This window comes from Brevundimonas sp. ABV4_179 (assembly GCF_056311945.1).
On sequence record NZ_CM149976.1, the window covers coordinates 2,664,800 to 2,685,106 of the forward strand.

A 20,307-nucleotide genomic window follows, 5' to 3' on the forward strand; every position below is an offset into this window, starting at 1 on the left:
CGTCTTGGCCGGCCTGCCCGCCGCTCGCCTCATTTGCTCTCGGGCGTCAGGATCGCTACATCCGCGCCATCCTCCCATCCGACGAACCCGAAGGGCGACACCGCACCTCATGGCGCAGCAATATATTTTCCAGATGCAGGGTCTGACCAAGACCTTCCCCGGCGGCCGCAAGATCTTCGAGAACATCTGGCTCAGCTTCTACAACGACGCCAAGATCGGCGTCGTCGGCGTCAACGGCTCGGGTAAGTCCACCCTGCTGAAGATCATGGCTGGCCTGGACACCGAGTTCACGGGCGAGGCCCGCGCCGCCGATGGCGTCAAGCGCGGCTATCTGGAGCAGGAGCCCCAGCTCGATCCCGCCCTGAACGTCCGCCAGAACGTCGAGGCCTGGTGCGAGGAGAAGCAGTGGGTCAACCGCTTCAACGAGGTCGCCGCCGAACTGGGCGAAAACTACACCGACGAACTGATGGAGGAGATGACCTCCCTTCAGGAGAAGATCGACGCCGGCGACGTCTGGGACATCGACAGCCGCATCGACCAGGCCATGGGCGCCCTGCGCTGCCCGCCCGACGACTGGGAAGTCACCAACCTGTCCGGCGGTGAAAAGCGCCGCGTGGCCCTGGCCCGCCTGCTGCTGTCCAAGCCCGACATGCTGCTGATGGACGAACCGACCAACCACCTGGACGCCGAATCCGTCGCCTGGCTGCAGCATCACCTGGAGAACTTCCCCGGCTGCGTCATCCTGGTGACCCACGACCGCTACTTCCTGGATCAGGTCACCAAGTGGACGCTGGAACTGGACCGCGGCAAGGGCCACCCGCACGAGGGCAACTATTCCTCGTGGCTGGAAGCCAAGACCAAGCGGGTCGTGCAGGAGCAGTCGGAGTCCGAAGCCCGCCAGCGCGCCCTCACCCGCGAACTGGAATGGGTCCGTTCGGGCGCCAAGGCTCGTCAGGCCAAGTCCAAGGCCCGTCTGGCCGCCTACGAGCGGATGGTCGAGGAACAGGAATCGATGCGCGGCGCCCAGACCCACGCCCACATCCAGATCCCGCCCGGCCCGCGCCTGGGCAATGTCGTCCTGGAAGTCGAAGGTCTGCAGAAGACCTATGGCGACAAGGTTCTGTTCGACAACCTGACCTTCAAACTGCCGCCCAACGGCATCGTCGGCGTCATCGGCCCCAACGGCGCCGGCAAATCGACCATGTTCAAGCTGATCACCGGCCAGGAAACGCCTGACGGCGGCACGATCAAGGTCGGCGAAACCGTCAAGCTGGCCTACGTTGACCAGTCGCGCGACGACCTGAAGCCGGACGAAACCATCTGGCAGGCCATCTCGGGCGGCACCGATGTGATGATGGTCGGCAAGCGCGAGATCAACACCCGCGCCTATGTCGGCAGCTTCAACTTCAAGGGCGGCGACCAGCAGAAGAAGGTCGGCCAACTGTCCGGCGGTGAGCGCAACCGCGTCCACCTGGCCAAGACCCTGGCGTCCGGCGGCAACCTGATTCTGCTCGACGAACCGACCAACGACCTGGATATCGAAACGCTTCAGAACCTGGAAGAGGCTCTGGAAGAGTTCGCGGGCTGCGCCGTGGTCATCTCCCACGACCGCTGGTTCCTCGACCGTCTGGCCACCCACATCCTCGCTTTCGAGGGCGACGGTCATGTGGAATGGTTCGAAGGCAACTTCGAAGCCTACGAACAGGACAAGATGCGCCGGCTGGGCGCTGACAGCATCATCCCTAAGCGCATCCAGCACCAGAAGTTCGGTCGGTAATCGACTGATCGATAAAGAGGAGCCGCTGCATGACCCAACGCCCCGCCGTTCTCATCATGCAGCGGCATCTCGCCCCGCTCTCGGGCTTTCTCGAGAGCGCCTACGATGTGTACCGCTTCTGGGAAGGCCCGCCGGTCGAGGCCGCCCACGACATTCGCGTCATGGTCGTCGCCGGGGAATACCCGCTCGATAAGGCGTTGATCGAACAACTGCCCAATCTCGGCCTGATCGCCTGTTTCACCTCGGGCTATGACGGGATCGACATCGAATGGTGCCGGGGGCGCGGCCTGCCCGTCACCCACGCCCCGGGCGTCAACCACGAAGACGTCGCCGATCATGCGCTGGGCCTGATCCTGGCTGCACGGCGTCAGATCGCCTCCGGCGACCGTCAGGTCCGCAGCGGCGAATGGACCATCGAGACCCGCACCATCACCGCCTCCATCGGCGGTCAGAAACTGGGCATCGTCGGCCTGGGTCATATCGGCAAGGCCGTGGCCAGACGCGCCGAGGCCTTCCATATGGCCGTAAGCTGGTGGGGACCGCGCTCGCACGAGGCCGACTGGCCCCGCGCCGAATCCCTGCTCGCCCTGGCCAGGGCCAGCGACATCCTGGTCGTCGCCTGCAAGGCGGATGAGACAAATATCGGCCTGATCTCACGCGAAATCCTTGAGGCGCTCGGCCCCGACGGCCTCCTGGTCAATGTTTCGCGCGGACAGGTGGTGGACGAGGACGCCCTGATCGCCGCCCTGAAGTCAGGAACGCTGGGTCAGGCTGCTCTGGACGTTTTCATCACCGAGCCGACCGACCCCGCCCGCTGGGCCGACGTGCCGAACGCCCTGCTGACCCCTCATACCGGCGGCGCCACCACAGCGGGGGTTCAGGGCATGCTGGTGCTTCTGATCGAGAATCTGCAGGCGCATTTCGCCGGCCAACCACTGAAGACCCCCGTCCATTAGCCGGATTTTGCTTGCCAAATCATATAAGGATATCTTTATATGACTAAATGAGCCTTTCCGCCGATCAGACCGTCGAAGCCCTGCGCGCCGCTGGCGAGCCCACCCGCCTGCGGATCCTGTCCCTGCTGGCCGGGGAAGAACTGTCGGTCATGGAGATGTCGCGGATTCTGGACCAGAGCCAGCCGCGCGTGTCGCGCCATCTGAAGCTGATGACCGACGCCGGCCTGATCGAACGCTTTCCCGATGGCGCCCGCGTCTATTACCGCCTATCGCACGACGCCCAGGCGCGTCGCCTGATCGACACCGTGCTGGACATCCTGGCCGAGGACGCGGGTGAGGCCGATCACCGTCGTCTGGACGAGGTTCGCAAGGACCGTGAAGAAGCCGCCGTCAGCTATTTCGAGCAGGTTGCGCCTCAGTGGGACCGCCTGCGCAGCCTCTACGTCAGCGAAAGCGCCGTCGAGGCCGCGCTGGAGAAGGCCGTCGGCCCCGGCCCGTTCCAGCGCGTCGTCGATCTGGGCACCGGGTCGGGCCGGATGCTGACCCTGTTCGGCAAGAAGGCCAAGATGTCGGTCGGGCTGGACCTCAGCCAGAACATGCTGAACATCGCCCGCACAAACGTCACCAAGGCGGGCGTGGAGCAGGTCGAACTGCGCCACGGCGACATCTTCGCCACCCGCCTGCCCGCCGCCAGCGCCGATCTGGTGATCGTGCATCAGGTGCTGCACTACCTGTCCGACCCCGCCGCCGCCGTCGCCGAGGCCGCGCGGCTGGTCAGCCCCGGCGGCCGTCTGGTCATCATCGACTTCGCCCCGCACGACTTCGAACACATGCGCGAGGCGCACCAGCATCGCCGCCTGGGTTTCGCCGACAGCGAGATCAACGGCTGGCTGCAGGACGGCGGCCTGACCCCGTCCGCCCCCATCGCCCTGCCGCACGACGACGAGGGCCTGACCGTGACCATCTGGACCGCCGAGCGCCGCGCCCAGGACAGAAAGACCGCCTGATATGGCATCGCTTGCTGAAGCCCGCGCCCTGCTGCTGTCCCCGCTCGGCCCCGTCGCCCGCGCCGGCTCGAACCGCGACGCCGTGCGCGTCTCTTTCGAATTCTTTCCGCCCAAATCGGACGAGGCCGAAGCCAATCTGTGGAAGGCCATCCGCCGCCTGGAGCCGCTGAACCCCGCCTTTGTCTCGGTCACCTATGGGGCTGGCGGATCGACGCGCGAACGGACCCATCGAACGGTCCAGCGGATCATCACCGAAACCCGCCTTCGCCCCGCCGCCCACCTGACCTGCGTCGACGCCAGCCGCGAAGAGGTTGATGAGGTTATACAGGGTTACAAGACCATCGGCGTCGATCACATCGTCGCCCTGCGCGGTGATCCGCCCGGCGCCTCCGGCATTGGCGGGGCCTATCAGCCCCGCGCCGACGGCTACGCCAACGCCACCGAACTGACCGCCGCCATCAGCCGCATCGGCGGCTTCGACGTCACGGTCGGCGCCTATCCCGAACGCCACCCCGAAAGCCCCTCCATCGACCATGACATCGAGGTGCTGAAGGCCAAGATCGACGCTGGCGCGACGCGGGCGGTCAGCCAGTTCTTCTTCGACATCGACGCCTTCCTGCGCTTCCGCGACCGGGTGCGGGCGGCGGGCGTGACCATTCCGCTGATCCCCGGTGTCATGCCGGTGTCCAACTTCAACGGCCTGAGGCGGATGTGCGGATCGTGCGGCGCCTCGGTGCCCGACTGGCTGGCCGGACATTTCGACGGGCTGGACGACGACCCGGAGACCCGCAAACTGCTGGCCGCCTCGGTCGCCGCCGAAACCTGCGCCCGCCTGCAGGAAGAGGGCTTCTCGGACTTCCACTTCTACACTCTGAACCGCGCGGATCTGGTCTATGCGATCTGTCGCGTGCTGGGCGTGCGTGAAACCAAGGTTGCGGCGTGATGACCTCTCCCCTCACCCGCTCGGAACGCATCGCCGCCCTGCATCAGGCCGCCAAGGACCGCATCCTGGTCCTCGACGGATCGTGGGGCGTGATGATCCAGCGTCGCGGACTGGACGAGGCCGACTTCCGCGCCGATCGTTTCGTCGCCGCCAACGGCTATGACGAGAAACACCAGATGAAGGGGAACAACGACATCCTCTGCATCACCCGCCCCGACGTCATCGCCGACCTGCACGACCAGTATTTCGCCGCCGGCGCCGACATCAGCGAGACCAACACCTTCTCGGGCACCACCATCGCCCAAGAGGACTATGCCCTGGACGCCCAGGCGGTGTGGGACATCAATCTGGAGGGCGCGCGACTGGCCCGCGCCGCCGCCGACCGCTGGACCGCCAAGGAGCCGCACAAGCCGCGTTTCGCCGCCGGCTCCATCGGTCCGCTGAACAAGATGCTGTCGATGTCGTCGGACGTGAACGACCCCGGCGCCCGCAGCGTGACCTTTGATCAGGTCTATGAGGCCTATCGCCATCAGGTGAAGGCGCTGAACCAGGGCGGCGTCGACCTGTATCTGATCGAAACCATCACCGACACGCTGAACTGCAAGGCCGCGATCAAGGCGATCAAGGATCTGGAAGACGAGGGCATGGACGCCCTGCCCATCTGGATTTCGGGCACCATCACCGACCGTTCGGGCCGCACCCTGTCAGGCCAGACGGCCGAAGCCTTCTGGAACAGCGTGCGCCACGCCAAGCCGTTTGCCGTCGGCTTCAACTGCGCGCTTGGCGCCGACCTGATGCGCCCCTTCATCGCCGAATTGAGCCGCGTCGCCGACACCCTGGTCGCCGCCTATCCCAACGCCGGCCTGCCCAACGCCATGGGCCAGTACGACGAGGAACCGCACGAGACCGCCCATTTCATCGAGGAATGGGCGGCGTCCGGCCTGGTCAACATCGTCGGCGGCTGCTGCGGCACGACGCCGGACCACATCAAACACGTCGCCGAGGAAGTCGCGCCGCTTAAGCCCCGCGCGATCCCGGAACGGCCGGTGGCCTTGCGTCTGTCCGGCCTCGAACCGTTCGAGATGGTGGCGTGACACACTCCTCTTCCCGCTCATCCCGGCGAAAGCCGGGACCCAGTTCTTTGGGCGATGATCGTCAGCCCGACGTCACCGCCCCCGATCCCCAGCACCGTGCCTCCCAAAAGCACTGGGTCCCGGCTTTCGCCGGGATGAACGGAGTTTTTGCTTGAGACCCACCTTCATCAACGTCGGCGAACGGACCAACGTCACCGGCTCGGCCAAATTCCGCAAACTGGTGGTCGAGGGCGACTATTCGGCCGCGCTGGACGTCGCCCGCCAGCAGGTCGAGGCCGGCGCCCAGATCATCGACGTCAACATGGACGAGGGCCTGCTGGACGGCGTCGTCGCCATGCGGACCTTCCTGAACCTGATCGCGGCCGAGCCCGACATCGCCCGCGTGCCGGTGATGATCGACAGTTCCAAATGGGAGGTGATCGAAGCGGGCCTGAAGTGCGTTCAGGGCAAGCCCATCGTCAACTCGATCAGCATGAAGGAGGGCGAACAGGCCTTCCGCGACCATGCCATCAAATGCCTGCGTTACGGCGCCGCCGTCGTGGTCATGGCCTTCGACGAGGTGGGTCAGGCCGACACCGCCGCGCGCAAGATTGAAATCTGCACCCGCGCCTATGACATCCTGGTCAACGAGGTCGGCTTCCCGCCCGAGGACATCATCTTCGATCCCAATATCTTCGCCGTGGCGACGGGGATCGAGGAGCACGACAACTACGCCGTCGACTTCATCGAGGCGGTCAGGGTCATCAAGGCCACCCTGCCCTACGCCCGCATCTCGGGCGGGGTGTCGAACGTCTCGTTTTCGTTCCGTGGCAACGAGCCGGTGCGTCGGGCGATCCACAGCGTCTTCCTGTACCACGCCATCAATGCGGGCATGGACATGGGCATCGTCAATGCGGGCGACCTGCCCGTCTATGACGACATCGACCCTGTGCTGCGCGATGCCGTCGAAGACGTCATCCTGAACCGCCCCCAGCGGACCAACGTGTCCAACACAGAGCGGCTGGTGGACATGGCCCCGTCCTACAAGGGCGAAAAGGGCGCGGCCAAGGTGGTCGATCTGAGATGGCGTGAAGGCACGGTTGGTGAGCGCATCACCCACGCCCTGGTCCACGGCATCACCGAATATATCGAGGCCGACACCGAAGAGGCCCGCCTGTCGGTCGAACGCCCCCTGCACGTCATCGAAGGTCCGCTGATGGACGGGATGAACGTGGTCGGCGACCTGTTCGGATCGGGCAAGATGTTCCTGCCCCAGGTGGTGAAATCCGCCCGCGTGATGAAACAGGCCGTCGCTTGGCTGGAGCCTTTCATGGAGGCCGAAAAGGCCGGCAAACCCCGCGAGCAGGCGGGCCGGATCCTGATGGCCACCGTCAAGGGCGACGTCCACGACATCGGCAAGAACATCGTCGGCGTCGTGCTCCAGTGCAATAATTACGAGGTCATCGACCTGGGCGTCATGGTCCCGGCCGACCGCATCCTGGACGAAGCCAAGGCCCATGACGTCGACATAATCGGCCTGTCCGGTCTGATCACGCCGTCCCTGGACGAAATGGTCTTCGTCGCCGCCGAAATGGAGCGGCGCGGCTTCGACATCCCCCTGCTGATCGGCGGCGCAACCACCAGCCGCACCCATACGGCGGTCAAGATCGAACCGGCCTACAGGCGGGGATCGACCACCTATGTCATCGACGCCAGCCGCGCCGTCGGCGTGGTGTCCGGCCTTCTGTCCCCGACCGAAAAAGCCCGAAACGAAGCCGCCACCCGCGACGAATACATCCGCATCCGCGAGCAATACGCCCGCGGGCAGGAGGTGAAGGCCCGCGCAACCCTGCAGCAGGCGCGCGATAATCGGTTCCGCACCGATCCCACCCAGCCCATGCCCGGCGCCCCGTCCTTCATCGGCGTGAAAGCGTTCGACGCCTGGGACCTGCAGGACCTTGCCGACCACATCGACTGGACCCCCTTCTTCGCCAGTTGGGAGCTGATCGGCCGCTATCCGCTGATCCTCGAAGACGAGACCGTCGGCCAGGCCGCGCGCGACCTGTTCCAGGACGCCCAGGCCATGCTGAAGCGGATCGTGCAAGAGAAATGGTTCACGGCCAGGGGCGTCGTCGGCTTCTGGCCGGCCCGTGCGGTCGGCGACGACATCGCCGTGTTCAGCGACGCGACCCGGTCCGAGGAAATCGCCCGTTTCCACACCCTGCGCCAACAGATCAAGAAGTCGAACGGCAAGCCGAACCTGGCCCTGTCGGACTTCATCGCCGAGGACGGCGACGACTATATCGGCGCCTTCGCCGTCACCGCAGGGCACGGCGAACTGGAGATCGCCAAACGGTTCAAGGATGCGGGCGACGACTACTCATCCATCATGGCCACGGCCTTGGCCGACCGCCTGGCCGAAGCCTTCGCCGAACGCCTGCACAAGGAAGTCCGCACTGAGCTGTGGGGCTACAAGGCCGACGAGGCCACCAGCGTCGATGACCTGATCGCCGAACAGTATCAGGGCATCCGCCCTGCCCCCGGCTATCCGGCCCAGCCCGATCACACGGAAAAGGCCACCCTGTTCCGTCTGCTGAACGCGGGCGAGAACGCTGGCATGGCCCTGACCGAAAGCTACGCCATGACGCCGCCTGCCTCGGTCTCCGGCCTCTACTTCGGCCATCCGGGCAGCCACTATTTCGGCGTCGGCAAGATCGACCGCGATCAGGTCGAGGACTACGCCCGCCGCAAAGGCATGACCCTCGCCGAAGTCGAGCGCTGGCTGGCGCCCATCCTCAACTACGATCCCCACGCGGCGCCACGCGAAACGGCGGCCTGAGCCCGGGCTCCGGCCGCCGTTCTGGATCGGACCGGCAGAGCCGTCGTCGACTTAGTTGATGCCGACGCTTTCCAGCGTCGCCGGCGGCGTCGTGATGTTCTCGCGGATGCGGCGCGCGGCGTGTTCGCACCGCCCCGGCAGGCCGAAGAACAGACCGAACGACTGGCTGCGGGCCTCGGCGTCCGGGTTTTCGATCAGCGTGGCCCACTGCGCCTTGACCGCAGCGACGGCCCGATCGGCCTCAGCCTTGCTGGCGGCGGACTGACGCGGCGCGGCGGCGGCCAGGGCGGTTCGGAAATCCTGGGCCTCAAGCCGCCCCAGGCGAACAAGTTCGACATCCTCGGGCGCATGAGCTGGCAAGGTGTCGCCCAGATCGGCGTGACCGCTGACCAGCGCATCGCACCAGGCCACCAGGGCGTAATCCGCGCTGGGCGCGCCTCGCGGCAGCGGGCGCGCATAGGCGATCGCCTCGCGTGTCTTCAGCGCGTCAGCGCTTTCCACCGAGCGATTGCCCGTGACGATCGGACCGTCCTGCGATTGCGCCATGACTGACCCGGCGGCCAGCACGGACAGAACGGAGAGAGCGGGAGCGAGCAGTTTCAGCATGATCTTCCTTCGATGCGACGCGAACGAGCGCCGATCACCAACGCTCGCCCGCCCCGATGGTTTTTCTACGGCGACGCTCAAACGAAAAAGGCGGCGGAGCGTGGCCCCACCGCCTCAGTTTCAGTGATCCTGTCGAGATTTAGAAGGTGTACTTCAGGCCAAAGCGAAGCGAACGCGGAGCCTGATAACCACGCGGCATGCCATAGTACGGCGACCGAGCGGTAAGCACATTGCCGGACGTACGGATCAAACCTTGCTCAACGACACGGGTGGCCGCGTCATTGTCGAAGAGATTGAACACATCCACCGAAGCAGTGACATTGCCGCGAGCAGATTCCACCACCGTGTAGGATAGGTTCAGATCGGTTTGGAAGACCCAGTCGGTCTCACCTTGCGATCCACGCGGCGTTTGGATGGTCGTGTTGCCGGGGCCGAACGGGCAATACCACCCCGAAGGCGTACCAGATTGCGGCGCGAGCGGATCAACTGACAGTGGAACCCGCCCAATGCAACCATACTTGCGGCCCGACTGAGCGGTGAAGTTGGCTCCTACATTGAACCGATCAGTCAACGCCCAGTTTCCGTACAGTTTAATCGTATGGGCGTGGTGGTTCGGCAGATACCCGAACGAACCAAGTTGGTTTGCAACGTGGTCGTAATCTTGCGTTGCCGATGTATCGGTCTGACCTATATCCGACTTGACTGCCCCCTCATAGTTGCCCTCGGACTTGGCAAGCGTATAGGAACCTGCCAGGCCCCACTTACCGTCAAACTCACGACGGAATGTGAACTCCAAAGCCTTGTAAGTACGTTCGACCTTGTCAAAGCCCAAATCTGCGGCGGTCAACTCGATCGTTTGAGGGTTATAGGCCGGATTTGGATTGCCCGCCGCATCCGTCCGCGTGTCGCCTTGCAGATCGACAAAGACCGTCGCACCGTCGCCCGGATTTATCAGGACATAAGGGAATAACGATGAGAAGGCGGCATCGCCCGGCCCAGACTGACCGCAGGCGATATTGTTGCGCACGCAATAGCGCACCACCGCATCACCGATGGCGGTATCTTCGATCGCGCTTTCCAGATTCCGATAAATACCGCGCACGCCCAAGGACCAGTCTGCGAAACGCCCATCGGTGATCGTGTGCTCGTAACCGAGAACGAATTCGCGCTCATACATGGGCTTTAGGTCGGCTTCGACCACAGAACGCGGATCAGGAGCGCCTGGCGGGCTCAGATAGTCGAACTGATACAACGCACCATAGGTCGGGTAGCCGCCAGCGTTCAGCACCACATTGCCAGAGGTGTCACGGTTCGGTCCAGCATAATAGGCGTCAGTATACACTTCACCTGATGAGCCTCGAATCGATGTATTTGTGGCGATAGGCAGATAATAGTCACCCATCGACCCATATACTCGGTCAACCTTGTTACCAAATGGATCCCAGTTGAAACCGATGCGTGGAGCCCATTGGTCTTTCAGATCAATGTAGGGTTCGCCGGCAACATTGTTGTAAACGTATTGATCGTTACGAACGCCCAGTTGCAGGCTCAGGTTATCGGTTATGTCCCACGAGTCTTGAATGTAGAAGGCGGATTGTTCACCGGTGAACGAGCCGTCATTGGCAAATGTGACGATATTCAAGCAACCCAGCCCCGCCGGAGCGATCCCCGCACACTGGGCTGGTGTAAGGACGTTGTACAGAGCGCCGCCAGAGTATGCGGTTGTTGCGGAACTCACCAATTCTTCGCGATCATAGCCGACGCGAAGATGATGTTCGCCCAGAAGGTTAAAATAGAAGTCCGCATCGACCCGATAGGTTTTACGAGTATCCTCGCCCGCCAAATTATAGGGCCCTGCCTGGCGGCCGACACCTACATAGCCAGCTCCGCCCGGACGGGCGTAGTCGTAAACTCCGGGCAAGCTGATGGGATTTCCGTAATCAAGATAGCTAGCTTCATTTCGGCCATATAGAGCCGACAAGGTAAACCAGTCCGTGAATACGCCCGTGTATTTGTAGATCTGCGTCAATCCGCCGGCATCGGATGAAAGCGGATCTGTGACCGCAGTAAGACCCGCCGACGTTGTCGCGCTGTAGGTGCGCGTTTGGCTCTCTGTGGTCGTTTCATCGTTCAACCATGTAGCCTCAATACGATGCTTAGGATTAATGACGAAATCGAGCTTCAAAGCCCAACGTGGGTCGTCGTAAGACGAAATACCTTGGCTGTAGGTAGCGCCGGGCGTAATCGCGCCATTCGCAGAGTTATAAGCAAACGAGCGTGAAAGCGCGCCCTCGCTCTTTACATCCCGGATGTTATAGACACCAAAGAAGAACAAGTGATCTTTGATGATGGGTCCGCCCAGAAACGCCGAATAATCAGTGGTTTCTGCGTAGCTATACTGGTTATAGACCTCAATACCCGCAACGTTGTTTCCGCCCTGCTGATAAGACGTGCCACGCGAGCTACGCAGTTTATCCGGTGTATAATAAACGCTTAACCCGCCTGTAAACTCATTAGTACCTGATCGGGTGACAATGTTAACAATACCGCCGGTGGCTCTGCCATACTCGGCTTGATAGCCGCCCGTCTTCACATCGATCGACTGGATGAAATCGAACGGTACTTCACCATAGCCTAGGAAAGTCCGTTGGTCCGTAAGGTTAAGGCCGTTAACATAGTAGGCGCTTTCGGCAGCCGACGTACCGGAGAAGGACGCCAAACTCTGGTTCCGTCTAGAGCTAGCGCCGATCGTTGCATCAGGCAGGCTAGCACCAGGAGCCAAAAGGGTGACGGCGTTGATGCTGCGGCCAACGGGAACCTTGTTCGCCAGATCTTGGACGTCAACTCTCAACCCAGTGTCCGTCGCATTGAAGTCCTGCACGCGCCTCGCGGCGGTGACGACGATATCGCCCAGGTCCGAAGCCTGCGATGAGCCGCTGGATCCCAGCACGAAAGCATAGGAAGAGCTGCCCGAACTGACCGACGCTCGTTGCGAAATCGATGCGTAAGACGGGTGGCTAATGCTGATCTCATAAGAACCGACCGGCAGAGCCGGCATGCGAAATGCGCCGTTGGCGTCGGTCGTCGCCGACCGCACCGAGCCCTGGCCCGACGTCGCATTCACGATAGCGCCCGAGATCGGCGCCCCAGCATCGTTAGTTACTGTGCCGGTCAACACGCCGCTGGTGTAGTCTTGTGCTGTTGCCGACGTCGCCGACAACATAATCGTCGTAGCTGGTATTGCCACTGCCACAGTCAGGGCAAGGCCGCTGATCATCGTTCCCGCCAACAGGCGCTGACGTATTGTCTGGATACTCAAAACTGAACCCTCCCAATGCAGGTCCGACAACGCTGAAATCGTCGGCGCAAGAATACCCTACGCCACGATGCGCGTAGATCGGAAAGAAGGATAGCCGCGTACAAGCCGAGCGCTAGCCATATTGCGACAAGTTGACGCCATCGGCGCCAAGTTGTCGCAATATCGCCACATGATCGCGAGAGCCCCCTCCCTTGATGCGTTAAGGCCGCTTCCGCGCCAAAACCGCGAGGACCAAGACAGAAGACGCGTGGGTATTATATGTAGGGAAAGCGAACTTTATAGTAGTGAAAAATATTACACTCTTTTATTAGGTACGTATCTAAATATACAATTCCATTATATTACCCAAATATAAATAAGTATCCATTATTTTTACGATGCCTTCTGTCCAGGACTATTTTTTTAATGCCTACCGCGCCATCTACCGATGGTAATCAATCCAAAAAAAAGCGGCGAAGCAAACGCTTCGCCGCCTCAAACTTGGCTAGAAGATAATCAGAACTTGGCGGTCAGGCCGACATAGTAACGACGACCCAGGACGTCATAGGTGGAAGGATCGGTGTTGGCCTGGACACCCGGAGAATAGGTGTTGGGGTCCTGATCCGTCAGATTGTTGACGCCCGCCCGCAGAACGACGGTGTCGTTTACAGCCCACGACCCGTTCAGATCGAAGTAGTGAACGGCGTCCAGCGTATTCGTCGTGCCGAACTGGGTCATTTCACCCACCCGACGCCAACGGACGCCCGCACCGAACGGACCGTTCTTCCAGTTCAGCGACGTCAAGAGCTTCCATTCGGGGAAGGTGTTGCCGAAGACGCTGTCGATGGTGCCCGTGCGATTGATGAACGGGCCGCCTTCGGTATCCTGACGCTCCCAGTTCTCCAGCCAGCCGACCACAACGTTCAAGTTAAGCGACCCGAAGTCCGGCAGGCCAACCTCGCCCGTCTGGATGCGATAATCCAGTTGGGCATCGATGCCTGACGTTTTCAGCGTCGCCAGGTTCTGGTTGAGTTCGCGCGCCTGCACGACGTTACCGGTGTTGGGGTCACGCTGGAACAGCTGGCAGTAGCCATTGTTCGGATCATAGGTCGGGTTTTGACCTTGAGCGTTGTAGCAGCCCTGCAGCTGGGCCGAGGCGCCAACCGTACCGATCACGTTCGTGATTTCGATGTTGTAGTAGTCCAACGACGCGGAGAAGCCCGAGAGCCAGGGGCTTTGGAAGCGCGACTGATAGACAGCCCCAACCGACCAGGTGTCGGCCGTTTCTTCTTCCAGGTTCGGATTGCCGCCGGTGATCCCGGTGACTTGGTTGTTGGCGAACTGATAGGTGCCGATCGCGCCTGCCGAGATGCCTTGAGCTACGCAGAGGTCACGCACCTTGGTCGCATTGGCGCCGGCGCGATAGCTGCTGCGAATGTCGCAAGGATCACCCGACAGCCCCGTTGCCGAAACAGCGCCGATCGAGGGGAAGCTGGTGTTGGTCGGCGCGAACAGTTCGCCGATGGAAGGCGCCCGGACGGCGCGGTTGGCGCCGCCGCGCAGACGGAAGCCGTCGAAGACGCCCCATTCCAGATCAGCCTTATAGGCCGACACGCCGCCGATCGAGCTGTAGTCCGAGTAGCGGTAACCCAGTGTCAGGTCGAGATCCTGAATGAACGGCATGTCGCTTAGCAGCGGCAGCAGAACTTCGGCGAACAGTTCCTTGGAATTGGTCGTCCCGGTCAGACCTTGAGAGGCGTTGAAGCCCGCGATTTCCGACCCGCCGATCTCGCCGCCGTCCGCCAGTCCGTTCGCGCCTAGGTGAGGCGTGCGGGGGTTCTGTTGAGCCAGCGCAGCGTCGGGGCGGAAGATGTAGTCGTCTTGACGATATTGTACGCCGAACGCCCCACGGGCTTCCCCGGCGGGCAGTTCGAACAGCTTGCCTTGCAGCGAGCCTTCAACGATCGTCTGCTCGGAGATCGTCGTGTTCTGTCCGCGACGCGCGATGTAGTTGATGCACTCGGCCGACAGGTTGGATTGACCGAACGGATTGAACCCGCCAGCGCAAAGGCTACGGCCGCCGTCTGGTGCGTCCAGCAGGCGCTGAACGGCCGAACGCGACACGTTGCCGGTTTGGGTCGTGGTGTTATCGACGCGTCCATATTGGGCGTAGATATCGTAGGTCCATTCGCTTTGCGGAACGCGCCCACGAACGCCCGTGGTGAGTTGATAGACAGTGTAACGATCATTGCCGACCCGGCCGCCCAGCTCGTTGAACCGCTTGTTCAGCAGGAACGATCCGTTCGGGGTGGCGCGGGCGTTCAGGAAGCTACGCAGCGTGGCCCCGATAAACGGATTGGTCGCGGGCACGCGGAACCCGGTGCTAGGCACGTTGCCCGCGGCCGGGGTCGCCGCCAGTTCCTGCTCTGCCGTGTATTGCGTGAATAACAGGCTGCCGTAAACTTCGGCGTTTTCGTTGATCTTGTAACGGCCACCCGCATAGGCGTTGTAACGATCCAGCGGCAGCTGAAGCGTGTTCAGAGCGCCGGTGTTATAGGTGTAGGAGCCGGCGCCGGGCGTTGCAAAACCGTCATAGTCGATGCCGCCCGGGCTTTGGAAGTTGCGCGTCAGCACGTAGCTGTACAGCGAGCCATTATTGTTGAAGCCGAATTGTCCCGAGTTGGCGACGCATGGCGCCGTGGGGTTTGGCGTTGTGGGGCAGACGGTCGGCGCGCCGAAATAGCTGTTGATGAAGGCTTGACTGGGCAGGTTTGAGGAGTCGAACGTCGTCGATCCCAGCGGCGACGTCCCCGAGGCGCCCGAGATGGCCGCCCAGTCACGCGCAGCATTGTAGATCTGTGCGCGGGTCGATCGGCCCAGCGACAAGACCATGTTGCCGCGGTCGTCGGCAAAGTTGCCGCCAAGGGTGACCGAATAGGATTGCGTGACGCCGTCGCTACGGTCGGTTTCGCCGTATTGGGCGTCGACCTGCACGCCTTGGAAGCTCTCGTCCAGAATGAAGTTGGCCACGCCGGCCAGAGCGTCCGAACCATAGGCCGCCGACGCGCCGCCCGAGATCACTTCCACGTTCTTGATAAGCGCGGTCGGAAGAATGTTCACGTCCACAACGCCGGATGCGTTCGACGGCACGACGCGACGGCCGTTCATCAGAACCAGCGTACGGCTGGTGCCAAGACCGCGCAGGTTCAGGTTCGCCTGACCGCCATTCGAAGGGTTGTTCGATGTCGCGTTGATGGACGGAACAAACTGCGGCATGTCGTTCAGCAGACTGTCGATCGTCACCGAGCCTGTCGCCTGGAAGTCCTCGGACGTGACCGTGACGATGGGGCTGGCCGAGCGATAATCCTGACGCGCGATGCGCGAGCCCGTCACGACGATCTCGCCAACTTCGGTCGCTTGATCATTTGACGACTGGGCGAACGAAGGCGTCGCCGCCAGGGCCATTGCAGCTCCGCCGATGATCGTAGTGGCGAGCAGGCTGCGGCGATACTTGGTGTTATTCAAAATTTAATTCTCCCCGGAGAAGAGCCAGCCCGTGAAGACGGGCGCCCTCGACATGGCAATTTACCGACCTGAAAGTCAGTTGAAGAGGAAAGCACAGGAAAGATGCTCGCAAGTCCAGTGACAAGACAGCGCTTTCACCGCATTCTCGACACACCTGTCGTAAAGACGACACACTCCTGTTGCCCGACCGCTGCTGGGCGGGCCCGAATATTCCGCCATATAGCTGCCCGATACTTCCAGGTGAGATGAAAAAAATGCGCTACAATTTCTTGGCTGTTAGAAACAAGCTTGTCGCCAGCTGCGCTGCAGCAACATTTTTCATCGCCTTCCCGGCGTCGGCTCAAGACATAAATGCTTCTGCGTCAGCCAACATGATCGCCGCTTTGACACAATGCCGGTCGATACGGGACGACGGTGCCCGCTTGGCCTGTTTCGACAGCGCGGCGGCGATCTTGGCTGCTGCAGGCGAAGTTGCAATCGTCACTCGACAGGACGTCGCGCAGAATCAGCGGCGGCTTTTTGGATTCAGCGTGTCGGCTTTGAATCCTTTCGACAGCTCAGGTCGTAGTGACAACCTGCAATCCATCTCCGCGACGATGACCGGGGCGCGGGATCTGGGGCGGGGCGAGTGGCTGATCACGCTGGACGATGGATCGGTGTGGCGTAAGACCGACAGCGCAGACGTCCAGTTTTCGACGCGGCGTCAGTATCCGGTCACGGTGCGACGGGCCAGCTTGGGCAGCTACATGATGAAGGTCGGCGACGCCCCGCCGTTCCGCGTCAAACGCGAATAGGCTTCAGCGCTGGATCGCCGCCCGCGACGCATAGGGCGCAGGTTCGGGGGTGCAGGAGGCGGCGAGTTGGATCGCGGCGAGACACAGCACGGCGGCCGCGACGAGCGCGGGCCGATTTGATACAGCGGCGAGGACCGAACGGGCCATGGCGGGTGCTCCGGCAATGATGACCGAAATCCTAACGCAAGCGGCGCGCCAGATGGACGAAGGTGCGGCGGCATGATTCCGTTCGTGCGGACGTTCGACTTCGCCTATGGGCGGCGCGACCAGGTTTCGGCCCTGGTGCAGCGGGTGGTGGCGGACAATCCGGGACCGTTCACCTTCACCGGCACAGGGACCTACATTGTCGGGCGGGCGGAGCCGGGCGCGGCCGTTGCGGTGATCGATCCGGGGCCGATGGATATGGCGCATCTGGAGGCGCTGCTGGCCGCGACGGCGGGGCGGCGGGTCAGCCATGTGCTGGTGACCCATACGCATCGGGACCATGCGCCGCTGGCGCAACCGTTCGCCGAGGCGACGGGCGCGCCCATTCTGGCGGCCCGGCCTCCGGCCCGCGAAACCCATGCGTCCGGCACGCTGGACGAGGAGGAGGACGGCGATTTCGCGCCCGACGTCGTACTGAATGGCGGCGAGGTCATCGCGGGCGAAGGCTGGACGTTGGAGGCCATGTTCACGCCCGGCCATGCGTCGAACCACATGGCCTTCGCCCTGCGCGAGGAGAACGGCCTGTTCTGCGGCGACCATGTGATGGGCTGGTCCACGACCGTCGTGGCGCCGCCGGACGGAAACATGCGCCAGTATATGGCCAGTCTGGACGCCGTGATCGCGCGAGACTTCGACGTGCTGTGGCCGACGCACGGGGCGCCGGTCACCAAGGTTCGGCCGTTTCTGGCGGCCTATCGCGCCCACCGGCTGGATCGCGAGGCGCAGATCGCAGCGCGTCTGGCAGCGGGCGACCGAACCATTGCCGAAATGGTGCCGGACCTTTACGCCGCCGTCGATCCGCGCCTATGGCCGGCGGCGTCCCTGTCTGTGCTGGCCCACCTGACCAAGCTGGTCGAAGACGGGCGCGCGATCTGCGACGGCGAGCCCGATCTGGCGGCGCGGTTCCGGCCCGTTTGATCCGAAAGGTCAGCGAGCGGCGGCCAGTTCGCCTGCGATGCGCGCGGCCAGGCGGCAGGTCGCGCCGCCGTCGGGACGGGCGTCGCGGGCGGCGACGCGGATGTCGGTGCGGCCGGGGCGGATGCGAACGACCGCATCGCTGACGAAGCCGAACCAGGCGCCTTCATGCGCGGCCTCGACCTCGAACGTTGTAGCGCGGTTCACCACAAAGCCGGCGTCGACCAGGGCCGACGTCGCCTGTTGGGCCAGGACCTGGCTGGGAATGGCGACCACCGCCTCGCAGGCGGCCGGGGTCGATCCGCGATGCAGGGCGGCGACGGCGCGCGAGAAGGCCGGCGGCTCCTCCACATTGGTCGTGACGTCACGCGGCTTCGGCGTCGCGTCCCGGCCCTGACGCTCGATAAATCCCACCACCGCCGCGCCGGCGAACACCAGGGCCGCGAGGGCATAGCCCCCCCTGCCCCGAATGTCCCGCAGGGCTAGCACGACCGCGACCAGCCCCGCCGCCAGCCCGATCCAGGCCAAGGTGCGCGCCACCGTCCAGGTCAGCAGATCATAACCGACCGAAAGATCGACCCCGCCGAACCGGGTCGCCGCAATGGCCGCCACGATCAGCACCAGCGGCGACGCCGCAAGCGCCGTCAGCCACGGCAGGATGGCGGGAACAGGCTTTCGGATCGGCATTCAGGCTCCGGTTCGGCTCAGACGCCCATCAGGCGGCGGTCGGCAGACGGTAGTCCTTGAACCGTTCGCGCAACAGCTTCTTGTCGATCTTGCCGGTGGCACCCAGAGGGATTTCGTCCACCGCGACGACATCGTCGGGCATCCACCATTTGGCGATCTTGCCCTGCAGGAAGTCCAGATGCTCCTGCGGATCCAGCGTCTGGTCCGGCTTCAGCTTCAGGATCAGAACCGGTCGCTCGTCCCATTTGGGATGGGCCGCGCCGATCACGGCGGCGATCTCGACCTTGGGGTGGCCGACGGCGATGTTCTCGATCTCGATGGAGCTGATCCATTCGCCCCCCGACTTGATCACGTCCTTGGCGCGGTCGGTGATCTGCATGAAGCCGATTTCGTCCACCGTGGCGACGTCGCCGGTGTCGAAGAATCCCTCGTCGTCCAGGATCGAACTGTCGTCCTTGAAATAGCCCTTGCTGATGGTCGGCCCCTTGACCATCAGGCGGCCGAAGGTGACGCCGTCGTGGGGCAGTTCCACGCCCGCCTCGTCCTTCAGCTTCAGTTCTATGCCCAGCGGCGGCACGCCCTGTTTGAGCCGGTACTTCATCTGCTCGTCAAAGGGCAGTTTCAGGATTTCCGGCGGCAGGTTGGCGACCGTGCCGATGGGCGAGGTCTCGGTCATTCCCCAGGCGTGGGTGACCTCGACGCCGAAATCGTCCTGGAAGCCGCGGATCAGGCTTTCCGGGCAGGCCGAACCGCCGATCAGAACCCGTTTCAAGGTCGAGAACCCAAGGCCGTTCTGCTTCATATGGGCGAACAGCCCCTGCCAGACGGTGGGCACGGCGGCCGAGAAGGTGACGCCTTCCTGTTCGATCAACTCATAGATCGACGGGCCGTCCATCTTGGCGCCCGGCATGACCAGCTTGGTCCCCGCGGCGGGCCCGGCGAAGGCGATGCCCCAGGCGTTGGCGTGGAACATCGGCACGACCGGCAGGATCACCTCCTTGGGCGTGGCGCCCATGACGGTTGCCTGCAGCCCCATGAAGGTGTGCAGGAAGTTGGAGCGGTGCGAATACAGCACCCCCTTGGGATTGCCGGTCGTCCCCGAGGTGTAGCAAAGCCCGCAGGCGGTCTGTTCGTCGAAATCGCCCCAGACCACGTCGGTCGATTGGCCGGCGATGGCGTCCTCATAGGCCACGGCCTTGGGCAGTTTGGTCTGCGGCATATGGGCGGCGTCGGTCATGACGACGACGCGCTCGACCGTGGGGATGTGCGGCAGGATGGCGTCCAGCAGCGGCACGAAGGTCAGGTCGACGAAGATGATCCGGTCTTCGGCGTGGTTGATGATATAGACGAGTTGTTCGGGGAACAGGCGCGGGTTCAGGGTGTGGCACACCGCCCCGATGCCCATGATGCCGTACCAGGCCTCGATATGGTTGGCGGTGTTCCAGGCCAAAGTGGCCACGCGGTCGCCCGGCTTGATTCCCCAGTCCTTCAGGGCGTTGGACACGCGCTTGGCGCGGTCGTGGATGGCGGCGTAGGTCGTGCGGACGATGGGCCCCTCGACCGAGCGGGTCACCACTTCGCGCTCGCCATGCCAGTTCCTGGCGTGATCGATGATCTTGTCGACCGTCAGCGGCCAGTCCTGCATCAAGCCCAGCATATCGTTTCCTGTTCCTTGGGTGCGTC

Annotated in this window: 14 protein-coding genes; 8 read left to right on the forward strand and 6 right to left on the reverse strand. The window is 63.0% G+C overall.

What is annotated here, in order from left to right; genetic code table 11:
- Window positions 1-109: 109 nt before the first annotated feature.
- The 6 genes from ettA to metH all read left to right on the forward strand — a co-directional run bounded on the left by ettA (window position 110) and on the right by metH (window position 8,595).
- Window positions 110-1,777 (forward strand): energy-dependent translational throttle protein EttA, encoded by a 1,668-nt coding sequence (gene ettA / locus ACYX4P_RS12945; protein WP_248117032.1) that lies wholly within the window; start codon window positions 110-112, stop codon window positions 1,775-1,777.
- 29 nt (window positions 1,778-1,806) lie between these two features.
- Window positions 1,807-2,733 carry a 2-hydroxyacid dehydrogenase gene (locus tag ACYX4P_RS12950; RefSeq protein WP_312571085.1) on the forward strand — a complete coding sequence of 309 codons (927 nt, stop codon included), beginning with the start codon at window positions 1,807-1,809 and terminating at the stop codon, window positions 2,731-2,733.
- A 47-nt stretch (window positions 2,734-2,780) separates the two neighbouring features.
- A complete protein-coding gene (locus tag ACYX4P_RS12955) occupies window positions 2,781-3,740 on the forward strand; it encodes an ArsR/SmtB family transcription factor (protein ID WP_248117036.1) in 960 nt (319 codons plus the stop codon).
- 1 nt (window position 3,741) lies between these two features.
- Window positions 3,742-4,683 carry a methylenetetrahydrofolate reductase [NAD(P)H] gene (metF, locus tag ACYX4P_RS12960; protein WP_248117038.1) on the forward strand — a complete coding sequence of 314 codons (942 nt, stop codon included), beginning with the start codon at window positions 3,742-3,744 and terminating at the stop codon, window positions 4,681-4,683.
- Complete coding sequence (locus ACYX4P_RS12965; RefSeq protein ID WP_248117040.1) at window positions 4,683-5,777, forward strand: homocysteine S-methyltransferase family protein; 1,095 nt, start codon at window positions 4,683-4,685, stop codon at window positions 5,775-5,777. The genes metF and ACYX4P_RS12965 overlap by 1 nt, the downstream gene beginning before the upstream one ends.
- 151 nt (window positions 5,778-5,928) lie before the next feature.
- Window positions 5,929-8,595: a methionine synthase gene (gene metH / locus ACYX4P_RS12970; protein ID WP_248117042.1), complete on the forward strand. Its 2,667-nt coding sequence runs from the start codon at window positions 5,929-5,931 to the stop codon at window positions 8,593-8,595.
- A gap of 51 nt (window positions 8,596-8,646) precedes the next feature.
- Here the strand turns inward: metH and ACYX4P_RS12975 are convergent, their stop codons facing one another.
- The 3 genes from ACYX4P_RS12975 to ACYX4P_RS12985 all read right to left on the reverse strand — a co-directional run bounded on the left by ACYX4P_RS12975 (window position 8,647) and on the right by ACYX4P_RS12985 (window position 16,024).
- A complete protein-coding gene (locus ACYX4P_RS12975) occupies window positions 8,647-9,201 on the reverse strand; it encodes a hypothetical protein (RefSeq protein WP_248117044.1) in 555 nt (184 codons plus the stop codon).
- A 139-nt stretch (window positions 9,202-9,340) separates the two neighbouring features.
- Window positions 9,341-12,520, reverse strand: a complete 3,180-nt coding sequence (locus ACYX4P_RS12980) for a TonB-dependent receptor (protein WP_248117046.1) — start codon at window positions 12,518-12,520, stop codon at window positions 9,341-9,343.
- Between the two features lie 495 nt (window positions 12,521-13,015).
- Window positions 13,016-16,024 (reverse strand): TonB-dependent receptor domain-containing protein, encoded by a 3,009-nt coding sequence (locus ACYX4P_RS12985; protein WP_248117048.1) that lies wholly within the window; start codon window positions 16,022-16,024, stop codon window positions 13,016-13,018.
- A 254-nt stretch (window positions 16,025-16,278) separates the two neighbouring features.
- Between ACYX4P_RS12985 and ACYX4P_RS12990 the strand changes: the two genes are divergently transcribed.
- A complete protein-coding gene (locus ACYX4P_RS12990; RefSeq protein WP_248117050.1) occupies window positions 16,279-16,818 on the forward strand; it encodes a hypothetical protein in 540 nt (179 codons plus the stop codon).
- Between the two features lie 3 nt (window positions 16,819-16,821).
- Here the strand turns inward: ACYX4P_RS12990 and ACYX4P_RS12995 are convergent, their stop codons facing one another.
- Window positions 16,822-16,965: a hypothetical protein gene (locus ACYX4P_RS12995; protein WP_248117052.1), complete on the reverse strand. Its 144-nt coding sequence runs from the start codon at window positions 16,963-16,965 to the stop codon at window positions 16,822-16,824.
- A gap of 72 nt (window positions 16,966-17,037) precedes the next feature.
- Between ACYX4P_RS12995 and ACYX4P_RS13000 the strand changes: the two genes are divergently transcribed.
- Window positions 17,038-17,940: an MBL fold metallo-hydrolase gene (locus ACYX4P_RS13000; protein ID WP_248117054.1), complete on the forward strand. Its 903-nt coding sequence runs from the start codon at window positions 17,038-17,040 to the stop codon at window positions 17,938-17,940.
- A 9-nt stretch (window positions 17,941-17,949) separates the two neighbouring features.
- Here ACYX4P_RS13000 and ACYX4P_RS13005 read toward each other — a convergent pair whose 3' ends face one another.
- Both ACYX4P_RS13005 and ACYX4P_RS13010 read right to left on the reverse strand, forming a co-directional pair.
- Window positions 17,950-18,624 carry a DUF1499 domain-containing protein gene (locus ACYX4P_RS13005; protein WP_248117057.1) on the reverse strand — a complete coding sequence of 225 codons (675 nt, stop codon included), beginning with the start codon at window positions 18,622-18,624 and terminating at the stop codon, window positions 17,950-17,952.
- 28 nt (window positions 18,625-18,652) lie between these two features.
- Window positions 18,653-20,281 (reverse strand): long-chain-fatty-acid--CoA ligase, encoded by a 1,629-nt coding sequence (locus ACYX4P_RS13010; RefSeq protein WP_248117059.1) that lies wholly within the window; start codon window positions 20,279-20,281, stop codon window positions 18,653-18,655.
- Window positions 20,282-20,307: the final 26 nt, after the last annotated feature.

Excerpts from the sequence above, each read along its gene's own strand:
- ettA (WP_248117032.1), top strand. The coding sequence starts at position 110 with ATGGCGCAGCAATATATTTTCCAGATGCAGGGTCTGACCAAGACCTTC.
- ACYX4P_RS12975 (WP_248117044.1), bottom strand. The coding sequence starts at position 9,201 with ATGCTGAAACTGCTCGCTCCCGCTCTCTCCGTTCTGTCCGTGCTGGCC.
- ACYX4P_RS12990 (WP_248117050.1), top strand. The coding sequence starts at position 16,279 with ATGCGCTACAATTTCTTGGCTGTTAGAAACAAGCTTGTCGCCAGCTGC.
- ACYX4P_RS13005 (WP_248117057.1), bottom strand. The coding sequence starts at position 18,624 with ATGCCGATCCGAAAGCCTGTTCCCGCCATCCTGCCGTGGCTGACGGCG.
- ACYX4P_RS12955 (WP_248117036.1), top strand. The coding sequence starts at position 2,781 with ATGAGCCTTTCCGCCGATCAGACCGTCGAAGCCCTGCGCGCCGCTGGC.
- ACYX4P_RS12950 (WP_312571085.1), top strand. The coding sequence starts at position 1,807 with ATGACCCAACGCCCCGCCGTTCTCATCATGCAGCGGCATCTCGCCCCG.
- ACYX4P_RS12965 (WP_248117040.1), top strand. The coding sequence starts at position 4,683 with ATGACCTCTCCCCTCACCCGCTCGGAACGCATCGCCGCCCTGCATCAG.
- ACYX4P_RS13010 (WP_248117059.1), bottom strand. The coding sequence starts at position 20,281 with ATGCTGGGCTTGATGCAGGACTGGCCGCTGACGGTCGACAAGATCATC.
- ACYX4P_RS12995 (WP_248117052.1), bottom strand. The coding sequence starts at position 16,965 with ATGGCCCGTTCGGTCCTCGCCGCTGTATCAAATCGGCCCGCGCTCGTC.
- metF (WP_248117038.1), top strand. The coding sequence starts at position 3,742 with ATGGCATCGCTTGCTGAAGCCCGCGCCCTGCTGCTGTCCCCGCTCGGC.
- ACYX4P_RS13000 (WP_248117054.1), top strand. The coding sequence starts at position 17,038 with ATGATTCCGTTCGTGCGGACGTTCGACTTCGCCTATGGGCGGCGCGAC.